The 16,148-nt window shown below is 66.7% G+C and carries 10 protein-coding genes, 1 pseudogene and 2 riboswitches; of the genes and pseudogenes, 6 read left to right on the forward strand and 5 right to left on the reverse strand.

Annotation, left to right across the window (positions count from 1 at the left end; translation table 11 throughout):
• Positions 1 to 189: 189 nt before the first annotated feature.
• From G5S42_RS05370 to G5S42_RS05390, 5 genes are all read left to right on the forward strand, one after another.
• Positions 190 to 3,708: a DEAD/DEAH box helicase gene (locus G5S42_RS05370; protein ID WP_176105847.1), complete on the forward strand. Its 3,519-nt coding sequence runs from the start codon at positions 190 to 192 to the stop codon at positions 3,706 to 3,708.
• Between the two features lie 1,032 nt (positions 3,709 to 4,740).
• On the forward strand, positions 4,741 to 5,481 hold the full coding sequence (locus G5S42_RS05375; RefSeq protein ID WP_176105848.1) for a response regulator transcription factor: 741 nt from the start codon (positions 4,741 to 4,743) through the stop codon (positions 5,479 to 5,481).
• Positions 5,478 to 6,929: a FecR family protein gene (locus G5S42_RS05380; protein ID WP_176105849.1), complete on the forward strand. Its 1,452-nt coding sequence runs from the start codon at positions 5,478 to 5,480 to the stop codon at positions 6,927 to 6,929. Before G5S42_RS05375 ends, G5S42_RS05380 begins: the two co-directional genes overlap by 4 nt.
• Before the next feature lie 66 nt (positions 6,930 to 6,995).
• Positions 6,996 to 9,482 (forward strand): CHASE2 domain-containing protein, encoded by a 2,487-nt coding sequence (locus tag G5S42_RS05385; protein WP_176105850.1) that lies wholly within the window; start codon positions 6,996 to 6,998, stop codon positions 9,480 to 9,482.
• A gap of 42 nt (positions 9,483 to 9,524) precedes the next feature.
• Positions 9,525 to 10,139 carry a DUF4136 domain-containing protein gene (locus G5S42_RS05390; protein WP_176105851.1) on the forward strand — a complete coding sequence of 205 codons (615 nt, stop codon included), beginning with the start codon at positions 9,525 to 9,527 and terminating at the stop codon, positions 10,137 to 10,139.
• A gap of 38 nt (positions 10,140 to 10,177) precedes the next feature.
• Here G5S42_RS05390 and bluB read toward each other — a convergent pair whose 3' ends face one another.
• From bluB to cobA, 5 genes and pseudogenes are all read right to left on the reverse strand, one after another.
• A complete protein-coding gene (gene bluB / locus G5S42_RS05395) occupies positions 10,178 to 10,837 on the reverse strand; it encodes a 5,6-dimethylbenzimidazole synthase (RefSeq protein ID WP_176105852.1) in 660 nt (219 codons plus the stop codon).
• Positions 10,821 to 12,146 (reverse strand): cobyrinic acid a,c-diamide synthase CobB, encoded by a 1,326-nt coding sequence (locus tag G5S42_RS05400; protein ID WP_176105853.1) that lies wholly within the window; start codon positions 12,144 to 12,146, stop codon positions 10,821 to 10,823. Before G5S42_RS05400 ends, bluB begins: the two co-directional genes overlap by 17 nt.
• A gap of 3 nt (positions 12,147 to 12,149) precedes the next feature.
• Complete coding sequence (cobO, locus tag G5S42_RS05405; RefSeq protein ID WP_018421084.1) at positions 12,150 to 12,752, reverse strand: cob(I)yrinic acid a,c-diamide adenosyltransferase; 603 nt, start codon at positions 12,750 to 12,752, stop codon at positions 12,150 to 12,152.
• Complete coding sequence (locus tag G5S42_RS45420) at positions 12,749 to 13,204, reverse strand: cobalamin biosynthesis protein (RefSeq protein ID WP_312883632.1); 456 nt, start codon at positions 13,202 to 13,204, stop codon at positions 12,749 to 12,751. Before G5S42_RS45420 ends, cobO begins: the two co-directional genes overlap by 4 nt.
• A gap of 42 nt (positions 13,205 to 13,246) precedes the next feature.
• A pseudogene (gene cobA, locus G5S42_RS45425) lies at positions 13,247 to 13,972 on the reverse strand (uroporphyrinogen-III C-methyltransferase); the annotation flags it as partial.
• A 244-nt stretch (positions 13,973 to 14,216) separates the two neighbouring features.
• Positions 14,217 to 14,485, reverse strand: a riboswitch (cobalamin riboswitch).
• 80 nt (positions 14,486 to 14,565) lie between these two features.
• Positions 14,566 to 14,843, forward strand: a riboswitch (cobalamin riboswitch).
• A gap of 203 nt (positions 14,844 to 15,046) precedes the next feature.
• Between cobA and cobW the strand changes: the two are divergent.
• Positions 15,047 to 16,138, forward strand: a complete 1,092-nt coding sequence (gene cobW / locus G5S42_RS05415; RefSeq protein ID WP_281374983.1) for a cobalamin biosynthesis protein CobW — start codon at positions 15,047 to 15,049, stop codon at positions 16,136 to 16,138.
• Positions 16,139 to 16,148: the final 10 nt, after the last annotated feature.

The raw sequence follows: 16,148 nt of genomic DNA on the forward strand, positions 1-16,148 counted from the left end.
GTTCGGGCCGTTCTCGATTCGACCAGATCGGCCGGCCCAGCGATTTTCGTCCAACGCGTAAAATGGCCGGTTACCACAGGCAAATCGCAGCTGTTCAGAATCGGCCGGGCGTCGCGAGCGAGCGTCTCCCGTCGCATGGTTCGACCCGCGCGCGCTTGCCTTCGCCGGTTTGAACAGGAATGCACGCGGATGTCGTCAGTTTTCTTCGATCGGGAAAGCATTGCGGAATGGCTCGGTGAGCACACCGTCGCCAAGGCGCGCTCGGTGGGCGCGGTCAGCAACGTCAAATGGCAGGGCGAGACGCTGTCGGGCGACGTGCAGGGCTCGCAGCCCCAGCCTTACCGGACACGGGTCCGATTTCGTACCGATGGCGGGTCGCCGTGGGCCAAAGGCGAATGCACGTGCCCGGTCGGGCGCAATTGCAAGCACGTCGCGGCGCTGCTGCTCGCGGAACTCGACTACCACGACGAGATGGATCACATCACGCAGGTCGAGGACGACAGCGGCCCGGCGACGTCGGAGGTGTTCGTCGCGCGACGGATCACGGTCCCGGGCGTGCCGCCGGCGCCATCACCATCACCATCTTCGACTCCAGGTGTGCGGCCCGAACTGGTCAGCTGGCTCGAGCGTTTTCGCGCGCGAGCCCGCGCGGCTGACGCCGCCGCCGAAAAAAATGCCGCCCGCAAGGTGGAGGCCCCGAGCAGGGAAACGCTCGCCTATCGGCTCAACTGGTCGCGTTTTCATCTGCGCCACGAGGTCGTGCTGCATCGCGCGCGTTGCGACGCCGACGGCGTGATCGTCGAAGTCGGCGACAGCTGGGGCGACGTCGAAGGCGCGCTGCACAGGCAGCCGCGCTTCGTGTCCGACGAAGACCTGTCGATTCTGCGCGGCCTGTGGCTCGGCCGCTCGCGCGAGGACCTGGGTCAGTTCGTGCTGCGCGGCACGAGTGGCGCGGAAACGTTGCAGAAGCTGATCGCGACCGGCCGCCTGTTCTTCGACTTCAGGATCGCGCCGGGCGAGGCCCGACCGACGCCGCTCGCGCGCGCCGCCGACCGGCCCGGGCGCATCGAATGGGAGCCGCTCGCCGACGAGCGTCTGCGCCCGGTGCTGCGCACCGAACCGCGCGCGAGCATGGTGCTGCCGACCGAGCCGGTCTGGTACGTGGACGGCGTCGCCAACGAGGCGGGCGTTGTGCCGCTGTCGCTGCCGTTCCAGCAACTGCCCGACTACCTCGCGATGCCGCCGATTTCGCTCGCCGAGGCGCCGCTCGTCGCGTCGGTGCTGCGCGAGATCGCGCCCGAGCTGCCGCTGCCGCCGACCCACGACGCGCCCGCGATTCGGGTGATCGATGTCGAGCCGGTGCCGGTGCTGACGCTGAACAGCCACGCGCTGCCGGGCACCGCGAAGGGCATGAAAACGGCGAAGGCCGCAACAACCGCGAAGGCCGCGAAGGCCGCCGAGCACAAGTCCGCCGCGGTCGAGCTGGCCGCGGCGAGCTTCGAATACGACGGCGTCAGCATCAACGCCGACAGCAGCGTGACGCTGGTGCCGCTGCCGGGCGGCGACGTGATTCACATCCGCCGGCGCTACGACGTCGAGAAAAAGCGCTTGCTGGAATTGCGCAAGACCGGTCTGCAGAAGGTGCCGACGCGCAATATGCAGGCGGCGCGTCTGTTGCCCGACACCATGCTCGGTCTGCCCGATGCCGACGCGTGGTCCGAGTTCGTCAACGACGCGGTGCCGGATCTGGTCGCGAAGGGCTGGCGCGTGACGATGGCGCCCGAGTTCCGCTACAACGTGATCGAGATCGACTCGATCGACGGCACCGCGCAGCAAGCCGGCGACGGCTGGTTCGATCTGGAGATGGGCATCCGCGTCGGCGAGCGCAACGTGCGGCTCGAGCCGCTGCTGGCCGATCTGTTCCGGCGCGACCGGCGCTGGCTGTCTGGCGCGCTGGAGAGCATCCGCGACGACGAGCCGATCGAGCTGAAGACGGAGGAGAACAAGCGTCTGCGGTTGCGCGCCGATCGACTGAAGCCGGTGGTGCGGGTGCTGGTCGATCTGTTCGATTCGCTCGGCGGCGCGCTTGCCGAAGGCGCGCCGCTGCGCGTGCCCGCGGTCGATGCCGGCCGCCTCGATGCGCTGCACGACACCGGTCGCTGGCAGTTCAGCGGCGACGCTTCGATTCGCGAGCTCGCGCGCCGTCTGCAAGCCGGACCCGGCTTGCGCGAAGTGGCGGTGCCGCGCGGTCTGAAGGCCGAGCTGCGCGCGTATCAGCACCAGGGCCTGAACTGGATGCAGTTCCTGCGCGAACAGGATCTGGCCGGCGTGCTCGCCGACGATATGGGGCTCGGCAAAACCGTGCAGACGCTCGCGCACATTCTCGCGGAGAAGGAAGCGGGGCGGCTCACGCAGCCCGCGCTGATCGTCGTGCCGACCACGCTGGTGCACAACTGGCGCGAGGAAGCACGCCGCTTTGCACCGGAGTTGAAGGTGCTGGCCCTGAACGGGCCGCACAGGAAGGAACGCTTCGAGCAGATCGGCGAACACGAGCTGATCCTGACCACTTATGCGCTGCTGTGGCGCGATCAGAAGGTGCTCGGCGAGCACGACTATCATCTGCTGATTCTCGACGAAGCGCAGTACGTGAAGAACGCGACCACCAAGGCCGCGCAGGCGATTCGCGGCTTGCGGGCGCGGCATCGGCTGTGTCTGACGGGCACGCCGCTCGAGAATCATCTCGGTGAGCTGTGGTCGCAGTTCGATTTTCTGCTGCCGGGCTTTCTCGGCAGCCAGAAGGACTTCACGCGACGCTGGCGCAACCCGATCGAGAAGAACGGCGACGACGTGCGCCGCGCGTTGCTTGCGCGCCGCATCCGGCCGTTCACGCTGCGCCGGCGCAAGGACGAGGTCGCGAAGGAACTGCCGCCGAAGACGACGATCGTGTGCCCGGTCGATCTCGAAGGCGCGCAACGCGACCTGTACGAAACCGTGCGCACGGCGATGCAGCAGAAGGTGCGCGCTGCGGTCAGCGCGCAGGGGCTCGCGCGCAGTCACATCATCGTGCTCGATGCGTTGCTCAAGCTGCGCCAGGTGTGCTGCGATCCGCGGCTCGTGCGCACCCCGAGTGGCATCACGGACGGCGCGGCCGCGAGCGGCGGCGAGCGGGCGATGCGCTCGGCCAAGCTCGATCTGCTGCTGTCGATGCTGCCCGAGCTGATCGAGGAAGGTCGTCGCGTGCTGCTGTTCTCGCAGTTCACCGGCATGCTCGCGCTGATCGCTGAGGCGCTCGACGAGGCCGCGATCCCATACGCGATGCTGACGGGCGACACGGCTGATCGGGTGACGCCGGTCGAGCGGTTCCAGCAGGGTGAGGTGCCGCTGTTTCTGATTAGCCTGAAAGCGGGCGGCGTGGGGCTGAACCTGACCGCCGCCGACACGGTGATCCACTACGACCCATGGTGGAACCCCGCCGCCGAGAACCAGGCGACCGACCGCGCGCATCGGCTGGGACAGGACAAGCCGGTATTTGTCTACAAGCTGATCGCGGCCGGCAGCATCGAGGAAAAGATCGTCGAGCTGCAGGAACACAAGGCCGGGCTCGCCGACAGCATTCTCGCGGAAGACGCGGCAGGCGCCGCGAAGTTCTCGGACGACGATCTCGACGCGCTGTTCGCACCGATACCGGAAATCGAGGGCGCGCGGTGAGCGCGAGCTGACGATCGAACGAGGCAATGCAGAGGCAATGCGCAGCATCCCAGCTTTGGGAATCTGATGCGCTGCAGCAACGTTAAAGGGGGCCGGACTGTAACAAAACGTCTGCGTGTGTAAATGGCCGCCGCGGGAGGCTTCAACTCATACCAATTTCGAACTCGCGCTGTGCAAGACTTGCGCGTCGCGTGCTTCCGGACCAGGCGTAATAACTACTTTCCCAGCGGTTACAAAGGAAGTTCTTTCTTCTTGAGCGCGGCTTCGCGCCGGGCTAACGTGACATTACTCGTGCGGCTAGACCCCGGCGAGCGTGTGTAGTGTTCTTTAGGCGGCGTTGCTTCGACAGGGGCAACGCCGCTTTTTTTTTGCCCGCGACACGCGCGCCCGGCATCATCCGCTGACTGCCTTTGACGCATTGCGTCATCGCATTGGCCATCAATGTGAAGCACTCGAACGCCTCATACAAAAACGGGCTGCGCGTCTCGCGCACTGCATAAGGATTGCATCAAATGACAACTCGCCCCGAGACGAAATCTAACAATGTTTAAACGATTTATTCTGAGATTATTCTTATACTGAACACGCAATTGTTAAATAAGAGTATCTGAAAGGAATCTTAAAGCGGATAAGCGGCATTGCCGAAAAGCCGCTCCAGCAAGGATCTGCGGCCCGCATTGTGATGTCCGTCCGGGTGCCTCGCAGTGCTGGCAGACCGGAGGAACCTAAGAAACACGCCAATCGTTTTCGATTAGGGTTTTTCGCGACGGATTGCCGGTCCACGGTAAGCGGGATGAAAGAGGGTTTTCGATTATCATGCCCTGCATAAATCGCTATGGAAATGACATTTATGCGCTGATTTCAGCTTCGTGAAACCAGCGTCATGGCGGGGTACGGCGAGGGACCATTAGTCAGAAAGTAGCAGCCGGAATTTAATGGAAAGCTGGATCGGCGGCGCTATGTCGTCATCCCGGTCGTCAGCCGGTGCGCCGGCCGTCAGCCGCGAAAGGCGCTGTTACGTTGTGGGGTGTTATGAGAATTGCTGTCCTCGAAGACGATTCGGCTCAGGCCGACCTTGTGTGTCAAACGCTATCCGCCGCTGGACACGTCTGTCATGCGTATGGCGCAGGGCGCGAACTCGTGCGCCAGTTGCGTCGCCAGACGTTCGACCTGCTCGTGCTCGACTGGAACGTTCCCGACATGTCCGGTGAAGAGGTGCTTCGGTGGGTGCGCGAGAGCCTGTCCGAGCGTCTGCCGGTGCTGTTCATGACGAGCCGCGGCCGCGAATCCGACATCACTTCGATTCTGAACATCGGTGCCGACGACTATCTCGTCAAGCCCGTGTCGGGCGCGGTGCTGCTCGCCAGGGTCGGCTCGCTGCTGCGGCGTGCGTATTACCTGAAGCCGCCGGCAACCAGGGAAGTGTTCGGTGACTTCGAGTTCGACCTGAGCGCCAAGCACGTCGTCGTGCGCGGCACGCCGGTCTCCGTCACGCAGAAAGAGTTCGAACTCGCGCTGCTGCTGTTTCAGCATATGAGCCGGCCGCTGTCGCGCGCACACATTCTCGACGTGATCTGGAAGCAGGCCACCGACATCCCGTCGCGCACGATGGACACCCACGTGTCGATGTTGCGCAGCAAGCTCGGTCTGCGCCCGGAGCAGGGTTATCGGCTCACACCGATCTACGGCTATGGCTACCGCCTCGAGCGGATCGAAGCCGACACACCACCTACCGCCGACGACGAACCCACTGAAGAAGCGGGGAAGGCGTGACGGTCTGCGTGGGTGGGGCGGCGTCGGGCAGCGGCGCTATCTCCGGCCGCCGCGCCGCCGCGTGGCTTGCCGCGGCCTGTCTGATCGCAACGGGCGCGACCGGTTGGAGCGCGCTCGCGCACGCGCAGCCCGCGCGCGGCAAGGCCGGTGCGAAGGCGTTGCCGGTCTACGCTTCGTACACCACGCACGAAGGCGACACGCTGTACGACATCGCCGCCCGCTACATGGCCGACCCGTCCGACTGGGCGTTGTTGAGCAGGCTCAATCACGTGCCCGCGCCGCGCCGCATGCCGGCCGGCATCGTGCTGCGTTTGCCGTTCCAAAGGCTGCGCCAGGATCGGGACACGGCGCGCGTGGTCGCGACCAGCGGTCCGGTCGAGCACGCGTTCGACACGAGCCCTTATCTGCCGTTGAAGAGCGGTGAAACGCTTGCCGAAGGCGATCACTTGCGCACCGGCGCGAACGGGTTCGCGACGCTCGAACTGCCCGACGGCTCGTATGTGACGGTCGCGCAAAACGGCGAACTCAATATCGAGAGGCTGCGGCACATCACGCTGACCGGCGCGGCAGATCGCATCTTCCAGTTGCGTTCGGGCGAGGTCGAAAGCCAGGTCACGCATGCGACGCGACGCGACGATCGCTTCCAGATCCGGTCGCCTTCGGTGGTCGCCGGGGTGCGCGGTACGCGCTTCCGCGTCGATTACAACGGCGACACGCAGACCACCGCGGTGGCCGTGCTCGATGGCGCGGTCGGCGTCGATCCGGCCACGCAGCACGGCCAGAGCGCCGCGCCGGCGCCGGGCAGGCCGCTGCAGGCGTCCGACCAACTGGTCAAGGCGAGCTTCGGCAACGTCACGCACTCGGGCGAAGCGGTCGGCAGTCCGCTCCAACTGTTGCCGGCACCTTCGCTCGCGCGGCCGGCGCGCGTGCAGGACGGCAAGACCGTCGCGTTCGACGTCAACCCGGCCGAGCAAGCGCTCGGCTATCGGCTGCAGATTTCGCACGATGCCGATCAGCTCGACCTGGTGCGCGATCTACGCGTGAGCGTGCCCCACGCCGACTTCGGCGATCTGCCCGACGGCACGTACTTCGTGCGTGTTGCGTCGACCGATAGCAACGGCCTCGACGGCCTGCCGAGCGTGTATGCGTTCGAGCGCCGCCAACTCGGGCTGGACGCTTCGGCCGCGCAGCGCGCGGGCAGCCACGACTACGAGTTCCGCTGGTTCGTCAGCCACAGCAACGTGCCGACGCGTTTTCGCTTCGTGCTCGCGATGACGGCTGATCTAAGCCATCCCGTGATCGATCGCACCGATCTCGCGGGCGGCGAGCTCGTGATCAGCGATCTGCCGCCAGGTGTCTACTACTGGACGATCGTCGCCGAGCAGTTCGACAACGGGCGCTTCTACGAAAAGAGCAGCCCGGTCCGCTCCTTTACGCTGGCGCGCTGACGCTGGTAGATTCTCGGAGCCGGCCTGCTGGCCGGTCCGTCCTCTGGTTCCCGACTACATCGTCCCTTGCCCGCCACTTCTACGCGACTGAGCCTCGATCCGCGCGCCCGTCTCGGACGGCGGGCCGGCCGGCGCTTTCTGACCGAGTGGCTCAGCGTTGGCTGCCTCGGCCTCGCGGTGATCCTGCTGACGTCGTTCGGGCGCGTCGGCGCGGGCATCGATCTGCTGGTGTACGACCAGTTTCTGAAGCTGCGCGCGCAGCCGCTGCTGTGGGACATCGTCGTCGTCGAAATCGACAATGCGACCATCGACGCGCTCGGCCGCTGGCCGTGGCCACGCAGCGTGCATGCGCGGCTGCTCGATCGGCTCGCCGCGGCCAAACCTGCCGCGGTGATCTACGACGTGCTGTTCACCGAGCCCAACGTCGACGACGCCCGGCTCGCCCACGCCATCGCGCTGAGCCCGACCTATCTGCCCGTGCTGCTGACGCCGCCCGATGCGAGCGGCGAGCGCACCGTCGATGAACCCGTCACGCCGCTCGCGCAGGCAGCCGCCGGGCTCGGTCACATCAATTTCGAAGTGGACAGCGACGGCATCGTGCGCAGCGTCGCGCGCTTCCAGGGCGACGAGCACTCGCGCTGGCCGCAACTGACGGTGCTCGTCGCCGACGCGGTCGAACACGGCAAGCTGCATCTGCGCAACGGGCTGCCGCCGCGTCGCTCGAACGAGCCCGCGCGCGGCAGCGACGACGGCCGCGAAGACCGCTTCCTGATACCGTTCGGCCCGAATGCCGCGAACTACGCGAGCTTCAGTTTCGCCGACGTGCTCGCCGGCAAGGTGCCGGCCGATCAGTTGCGCGGGCGCATCGTCGTGATCGGCGTGACGGCGTCGGGTCTGTACGACCGCTTCGCGACGCCTGTGTCGGGCGAGCTCGGTCCGCTGCCAGGCGTCTACATCCACGCGAACGTGCTCGACACGCTGCTGACCGGCCGCGAGATCCAGCCGGTCGCGCTGTGGATCGTGTTCGCGGCGGCACTCGCGCCGCTCGCCGCGTTGCTCGGCGGCTTCCTCGTACTGTCGCCGCGCCGCTCGCTGATGCTGACCGGCGCGCTGGTGCTGCTCGCCGTGGCCGGCAGCGCGCTGCTGCTGTACGGCGGCAGGCTGTGGATGTCGCCGGTGCCGGCGATCCTCAGCGTCGCGATCGTCTACCCGATCTGGAACTGGCGACGCCTCGAAATGACGATGGCGTATCTGCGCGGCGAGCTGCAACGTCTCGCCGACGAGCCGCATCTGCTGCCCGAAACGCCGAAGCGCCGCCGCGAGTTCGGCGGCGACGTGCTCGCGCAGCACATGGCGCTGATGGCTGAGGCCGCGCAACGGGTGCAGGACATGAAGCGCTTCGTGTGGGACAGCCTCGACAGCATGCCGGAGCCGATTCTCGTCAGCGATGTGGGCGGCGTCGTGCTGATCGCGAATCACGCGGCGAAAGCGCATTTCGCGCGGCTCGGCGCGCCGATGCCCGAGGGCCAGCCGATGCATAACGTGCTCGGCGGGCTCACGCTCGTGAAGACGATCGATACCGGCGCGGCCTCGGACAACCAGCGCAACGTGCACGCACACGCGCACTGGCCGGCGCCGCTCGATCCGACGCGCGGCGAGTTCGCGGCGCTGATGGCGCAGGGTGTCGAGGTGCGCGACACGAACGAGCGCGACCATCTGCTGCGCTATGCGACCTGCACCAACGCGCAGGGCGAGACGACCGGCTGGATCGCCGGTCTGGTCGACGTGTCGGCGCTGCATGCGGCCGAGCGTCAGCGCGAGGACGCGCTGCGACTGCTGTCGCACGACATGCGTTCGCCGCAGACGTCGATCATTGCGCTAGTCGAGATCGAGCGCGCGCGGACCGAGCCGGCGCTCGCGCGCGGCGTGCTCGAGCGCATCGAACGCTACGCGCAACGCGCGCTCACGCTCGCCGACGACTTCGTGCAACTGGCGCGCGCCGAATCGCAGGCCTATGTGCTCGAGCCGCTGAGCCTGACCGAACTCGTCATCGATGCGAGCGACGAGGTCTGGCCGCAGGCGCACGCGAAGCGCATCACGCTGCATACCGAAACCGGCGACGACAGCAACGACGAACCCTGGATTTGCGCCGACCGCTCGCTGATGACACGCGCGCTCGTCAATATTCTGAACAACGCGGTCAAGTACAGTCCGCCCGACACGCGCATCGTGTGCAGCTTCGCGAGCCAGCCGGCGGCGAGGCGCGAGGGCAGCGGGGCGGCACGCGTGGCGTGCACGATTCGCGACCAGGGCTATGGCATCCCGAAGGAGCAGCAGGCGGGGCTATTCGAGCGCTTTCGCCGTTTTCACGAGGCAGAGCGGCCGGAAGTGGGCGGCGCGGGACTCGGCATGGCGTTCATCAAAACCGTCGTTACGCGCCACGGGGGCAGCGTCGAAGTCGTCAGCGCGCCCGGCGAGGGGACGGCGTTTACGATCTGGCTGCCCGCGCTCGACGACGCGCCGCTCGATGAAACGAGCGCACCGCGCGCCTGATGCGCTCGTGATGGATTCGATGGACTAGAGAGAAGACAGAAAATGGCGAAGATCGCTCACCTCTGTGCCGCGCTGGCCGCGGCGAGCCTCACCGCTTGCGCGGGCCTCGGCGCCGACGTGCACACCGTCTGCGCTAACAGCGCCGACCACGCCGTTGCGCTGCAAGGCGAGCAGACCTATTCGCTCGCGCGCACGCAGGCGCAGGACGACAGCGCCGACCATCCGCAAGTCGAAAAGCTGCTGCGCGACGAGTTGGCGAAGCACGGGTTCGTCGATACAGCGGGCAAGCCCGCGCATTACCTGCTGTCGATCGCGTATAGCACGCGGCCGGCGTCGATCGGCATCGGCGGTGCGGGTTGCGAGCCGCCCGATTGCGGCGCGGGTAGCGACGGTCCAGGCGCGCTGCTTTTCGGGCGCAAGTATCAGCACGCGCTGACGCTGCGCTTTTTCGACTATGCGAGCGGCACCGAGCGCTACAAGGTCAGCGCGGTGTATAGCGATCGCGACGCGGCCCCGCTGCGTGCGCTGCCGCTGCTCGTGAAAACCGCGCTTGCGAAGCTGCCGTACGACGCGCCGGCCGACTGGCGCGTGAAGCTCAGTATCGACAAGGCGAGCGGTGCGCCGAACGTCGAGTCGATGGAGCCGCTGCAGCGCTAAACAACGCAGCTTCGAGTCGCCGGAGCCGTGCGTGTCGGTTATTCCGGCACCGGTTCGCCGCGTGGCCAGCGGTTTTCGAACACACAATCGGCTAGCGGCAGACGGCTCGCCCAGCGCTCCGTTTCGAGCATCGGCTCGCTGTAGAACGCATCGACGTGGCCGAGACACAGAATCGCGACCGGCCGCGCGCCTTCCGGCATCGCCAGTAGCCGGTGCACCGCGTCGACATCGAACAGCGACACCCACCCAAGCCCGAGTCCTTCCGCGCGCGCGGCGAGCCACATGTTCTGGATCGCGCACGCGACCGAAGCGAGGTCCATCTCCGGCAGCGTGCGACGGCCGAACACGTGCCGCTCGCGCCCGTCCATCAACGCGATCACCAGCAGCTCCGCGCAGTCGCGCATGCCTTCGACCTTCAGCTTCATGAACTCGTCGCGGCGCTTGCCGAGCGCGTCGGCGGTGGCGAGCCGTTCGCGCTCGACGATGTCGCGCAAGCCCGTGCGCAGCGCCGCATCGGTGATGCGCACGATGCGCCACGGCTGCATGTAGCCGACGCTCGGCGCGTGATGCGCCGCGTCGAGCAGACGCCGCAGCACCGCTGGATCGACCGGATCGGGCACGAAGTGGCGCATGTCGCGGCGTTCGTAAATCGCGCGATAGACCGCCTCGCGCTCGGAGTCGTCAAAAGGCTTCGCCATGAAAGAGGGCGGCCGTGAAAGCCGGGTTGGAGGGCCAGTAAGCGTGCATATAGGTTGCCACAATCGGGCCCACGCGGAACACCGCTTCGCCGGGGGTGTCGCTGTGCGCGCGGGTGGCGAAGCGCTGCGGTTCGAGCGGTGTCGCGAGCTTCGAGTAATGAAACGTGTGGCCGGTCAGCGTGCCGTGGAGGCCGTCGATCTGCTGCATGCCGAGCGACGTGAAGCGTGTTTGCATCGTCGCGTGACCGGGCAGCAGGCCGAGCATCCGCGTGCGCGTGCCTTGCGCGTCGGTCAGGGTGTCGAGCAGGTAGAGCATGCCGCCGCATTCGGCGACCACCGGTTTGTCCGCCACGACGTGTGCGCGGATCGATGCCGCGCTGCTCATGTTGCCCGCGAGCGTCGCCATATGCAGTTCGGGATAGCCGCCCGGCAGATAGAGCGCATGCGCGTCGGCGGGCAACGCTTCGTCGGCGAGCGGCGAGAAATAGCTGAGCCGCGCGCCGAGCGCTTCGAGCAGCGCGACGTTGGCGGGGTAGATGAACGAGAACGCGGCGTCGCGCGCGATCGCGATGTGCGTGCCTTCGAGCAGACGCGGCAGCACCTCGGGCGACGGTGTGCCGAAATCGACCGGCGGCGGCAGTTCGGCGAGCGCGGTCGACGCGAGCGTATCCGCCGCGCGTTCGAGGCGCGCTTCGAGATCGTCGATTTCATCGGCTTGATGCAGGCCGAGGTGCCGGTCGGGCAGCGTGATCTCGTCGCTCGTGGCGATGTGGCCGCACCAGCGCAGTTCAGGCGGCAGCGCTTCCTGCAGCATCTGCGCGTGCCGGGTCGAGCCGACGCGATTCGCGAGCACGCCATGAAACGGCAGTTGCGGTCTGAAGCGCGCAAGGCCGAACGCGAGCGCGCCGAAGGTCTGCGCCATCGCCTGCGCGGAAATCACCGCAAGCACCGGCACGCCGAACGTGGTCGCCAGATCGGCGCTGCTCGGCGTGCCGTCGAACAGGCCCATCACGCCTTCGATCAGGATCAGATCGGCTTCTTGTGCCGCCTGCGCGAGCAGGTTGCGGCACGCGCTTTCGCCGACCATCCATAGATCGAGCGACAGCACCGGCGCGCCGCTCGCGCGCGCGAGGATCATCGGGTCGAGAAAATCCGGCCCGGTCTTGAACACGCGCACGCGACGTCCGAGCCGCCGGTGATAGCGCGCGACACCCGCGGTGATCGTGGTCTTGCCTTGTCCCGAGGCGGCCGCGCTGATGAACAGCGCGGGGCACGCTGCGGAGCGAGTCCCCTTGGGGGGCGCGGACATCGCTCAGAACTCCACGCCGCGCTGCGCCTTCACACCCTGCTCGCGATACGGATGCTTGATCGCGCGCATTTCGGTGACGAGGTCGGCGGCTTCGATCAGCGCGTCGGGCGCATGGCGCCCGGTCACGACGACGTGCAGCATCGGCGCGCGCGCATTGATCACGGCGAGCACTTCGTCGAGCGGCAGGTACTCGTACTTCAGCACGGTGTTCAGCTCGTCGAGGATCACCATCTGATAGTCGCCGCTTTCGATCATCCGCCGCGCTTCGTTCCAGCCCTTGCGCGCGGTTGCCATGTCGGCTTCGCGGTTCTGCGTGTTCCACGTATAGCCGTCGCCCATCGTGACGAAATCGCATTGCGCGATCGCGCCGAGGAAATCGCGCTCCGACGTATGCAGCGCGCCCTTGATGAACTGCACGACACCCAGCCGCATGCCGTGGCCGAGCACCCGCACGGCCATGCCGAACGCGGCCGTGCTCTTGCCCTTGCCGGTGCCGGTGTTGACGATCAGCAGGCCTTTTTCGACGGTAGCGCTGGCCTGCTTCTTTTCGTGGCCTTCGCGGCGCCGTTCGGTCATGCGTTGATGCGATTCGGGATCGGTTTTCATCGGAGGTCCTGGTCTTGAGGGGCGGGATGGAAGGGCGCTACGTCGCCGGGTGCGCTGTCGCTCGCCGCCGCAATCGCGACGGTAATGCCGGCGTGCGTGGTCTTGCGTACGACCAGACGTGCGTTTTGCGTGATTGTCGCGCGGACCGACGCTGCTGCCGCCAGTAGCGCACACGGTTCGCACACACCGTCGACACCAAGATGCGCGCGCGCGGCCGCCGACGGCGACGCGAACGGTGCGGCGGCGATCTGCTCGCGGCTGAACAGTTGCAGCGGTAGTTGATGGCGCGAACAGAATTCGAGCAGACCTGCTTCGTTGGCTTTGGCGTCGATCGTCGCAATGGTGTGGATCTGCTCGAAGGCATTCGAACCGAGTGCTGCGCGCACGGCGGCTTCGATGTCAGCCGCATCGCTGTGCAAGCGGCAACCTATGCCGACGCTCAGCGTTTTAATCGCGCTCGCAGCTTGTTCGTGAGCGACTCGGCCGTCGCGTTTGGCCGCATCACGCGCAAGAGCGAACGAGGCCACGCCGCCGATCACGACGATCGCCGGCGAGCCGAGCCCCGCGCGCACGACCGCCTCGGCAAACTCGCGCAGCGGCGCGAGCACGTGACGCTGCTCCGGCCGCGTCGCCGATTCGATCGCCGCGCAGGGCGTATCGGCGGACATGCCGGCCGCGAGCAACGCGCCGACGATTTCGCCGAGCCGCCGCATGCCCATATAGATCACGAGCGTCATCTGCGTCGCGGCGAGCGCGGCCCAGTCCGGCTCGCCACCGCCGGCGCCGTGGCCGGTGACGAACACGACGCCCTGCGCGTAATCGCGATGCGTGACCGCGATGCCGAGCGTCGCGGGCGCGGCGATGCCGGCCGTGATGCCGTTGATCACGTCGACTTCAACACCAGCCGCCTGCAGCGCCTGCAATTCTTCGCCGCCGCGGCCGAACACGAACGGATCGCCGCCTTTGAGCCGCGCCACGCTGCGTCCCGCGCGCAGATGCCCGAGCATTTGCGCGACGATGTCCGCTTGCGGAGTCGACGGATGGCCGCCGCGCTTGCCGACGTATACGACTTGCGCGTTGGCGCCCGCGAACTGCAGAACGTCGGGATTGACCAGATCGTCGACCAGCACGACATCGGCCTGCGCGAGCGCACGGGTGGCCTTCAGCGTCATCAGTTCGACGTCGCCGGGACCGGCGCCGATCAGCCAGGCGCGCGTCATCGCGGCGTGCATGGCGCATGCCATGCGGAGATGGGAGGGGAGTGGCGGCGTGCGACGGTGCGCGCGGCGGTGAATATGGATGTCATGCGGTACAGCGAATCCGGGCGCGGCCACTCGTGCGGTTCGCGGCGGATTCTTCAGTGAGAACGCCACGACACGCGCGATGCCGCGCTACTACGCCTTCACATCCGTTCCCCGCGGATTCCGGCGGCCGGCGGCGCAACCCGATGCACGCATGCATGCGGCGCCGCCTCCGCGTCTGGCCGGTATCCGGGCTGGCGGCCTCACGCGCTTCGCCTTCCCGTCCCGGTTTGCGAATCTGCGGATTCGCGGGGACAGTGGCATCAAAAAACGCATGCGCGGCACAGCGGAATCGAAGCTGAATCGAACCGCGCGCCGCAGGTCGCTTACCGTTGCGGGGACAGCACAGGTTGAACGCGCGACGCGCTGCCTGTTTCCCGTTTAACTGCACATGCGAGCGCATGTGCGGGCACCAAACGCGCGCATACGATAGCACATGACGCCTTGCCGGATAAGCCGCGGCGGCGCTTTCCGGCGCCCCGCGTTCCTTGACTGCGCATGCCCGGGGGCCTACACTCGCACGCACTTTGGGTGCTCGCGTGCGCGTTCGTGCGCATGCAGTTAAACGGGAAACAGGGAGCCATCTGCGCTAGAGCGGCTAACCTGTGCTGTCCCCGCAACGGTAAGCGAAAAGCGGTTCCGGCTTGATAGCCGGGCGCCGCGGTGCCGGCTTCGATGTCCTCGCGCAAGGTCGCGTCGACATATCACCACTGGACGAGAAACCACTCGTCCGGGAAGGGGAAGCGGCGCTTTCGCCAGCCCGGATACCGGCCCGAAGAAGCAGAACGACCGCCGCGGGGATGCGGCGGCGCGTTCATGACCTCAGTTCCGCTTTCTGTATTTCCGTTGTCGCGGCAATGCCGTCGTTCGTCCCCGTGTCTGGTGATCGCTGGTACTGTTGCGCGTGCTTCATTCGCTCCATTCGCCAGCCGATGCCGACCGATGCGCGGAACTTGCGGCAGACCGATGCAACGCAAAGGGATGGACCTCACGATGCAAACTCAATTGCGCAAGATTCCCGTCACGATCGTTACCGGCTTTCTCGGCAGTGGCAAAACTACGTTGCTGCGGCACATCCTTCAGCATGCGGGCGGCAAGCGCATAGCGGTGATCGTCAACGAGTTCGGCGAACTCGGCATCGACGGCGAAATCCTCAAGGGCTGCGGCATCGGTTGCGATGAAAACGGCGTCGAGACCGAAGGGCAATTGTATGAACTCGCGAACGGTTGTCTGTGCTGCACCGTGCAGGAAGAGTTTTTCCCGGTGATGGAAAAGCTCGCGGAGCGGCGCGACGAACTCGATCACGTGCTGATCGAAACCTCGGGGCTCGCATTGCCGAAGCCGCTCGTGCAGGCGTTCAACTGGCCGCAGATCCGCAACGGCTTCACGGTCGACGCGGTGGTGACGGTGGTGGATGGCCCCGCCGCCGCAAGCGGCCAGTTCGCCGATAACCCGGTCGCCGTCGATGCGCAGCGCAAGGCCGATCCGAATCTCGATCACGAGTCGCCGCTGCACGAGCTGTTCGAAGACCAGTTGTCGGCCGCCGATCTGGTGATTCTGAACAAGACCGATCTGATCGACGACGCGCGGCAGCACGAAGTGGAAGCCGCGATCCGCGCGGAGATTCCGCCGCAGGTGAAGATCGTGCGCGCGCAGCGGGGGCAGCTCGACCTGCATACGCTGCTGGGGCTCGAAGCGGCGTCGGAACAGACGATCCATCTGCGTCACGACCACCACGGTTCCGCCGACGACCCCGATCATCATCACGACGAATTCGATTCGGTCGTCGTGCAGGCATCGGTGCCGTCGCGCGACGCGGCGCTCGCCGCGTTGCAGACGCTGGTCGAAAGCCACACGATTTACCGTGTCAAAGGCTTCGCGGCACTGCCGGGCGCGGCGATGCGCCTCGTGATCCAGGGCGTTGGCCGGCGCTTCGACAGCTACTTCGACCGGCGCTGGCAGGCGGGCGAAAGCGGCGACGACGCCCTGAGCCGCTTCGTGCTGATCGGCGAAGACCTCGATCAACCCGCGCTGCAACAGGCGTTCGACGCGGCGCTCGGCGCGACGTCGAACGCGACGGCATAACGGGCGCACC

It is taken from the genome of Paraburkholderia youngii (assembly GCF_013366925.1).
In the GTDB taxonomy this organism is placed as follows: domain Bacteria; phylum Pseudomonadota; class Gammaproteobacteria; order Burkholderiales; family Burkholderiaceae; genus Paraburkholderia; species Paraburkholderia youngii.

What these genes read in the sequence shown, in the direction of transcription:
- cobO (WP_018421084.1), bottom strand. Translation starts at nt 12,752, where the DNA reads ATGAAAACCGATCCCGAATCGCATCAACGCATGACCGAACGGCGCCGC.
- G5S42_RS05400 (WP_176105853.1), bottom strand. Translation starts at nt 12,146, where the DNA reads ATGTCCGCGCCCCCCAAGGGGACTCGCTCCGCAGCGTGCCCCGCGCTG.
- G5S42_RS05390 (WP_176105851.1), top strand. Translation starts at nt 9,525, where the DNA reads ATGGCGAAGATCGCTCACCTCTGTGCCGCGCTGGCCGCGGCGAGCCTC.
- G5S42_RS05370 (WP_176105847.1), top strand. Translation starts at nt 190, where the DNA reads ATGTCGTCAGTTTTCTTCGATCGGGAAAGCATTGCGGAATGGCTCGGT.
- bluB (WP_176105852.1), bottom strand. Translation starts at nt 10,837, where the DNA reads ATGGCGAAGCCTTTTGACGACTCCGAGCGCGAGGCGGTCTATCGCGCG.
- cobW (WP_281374983.1), top strand. Translation starts at nt 15,047, where the DNA reads ATGCAAACTCAATTGCGCAAGATTCCCGTCACGATCGTTACCGGCTTT.
- G5S42_RS05375 (WP_176105848.1), top strand. Translation starts at nt 4,741, where the DNA reads ATGAGAATTGCTGTCCTCGAAGACGATTCGGCTCAGGCCGACCTTGTG.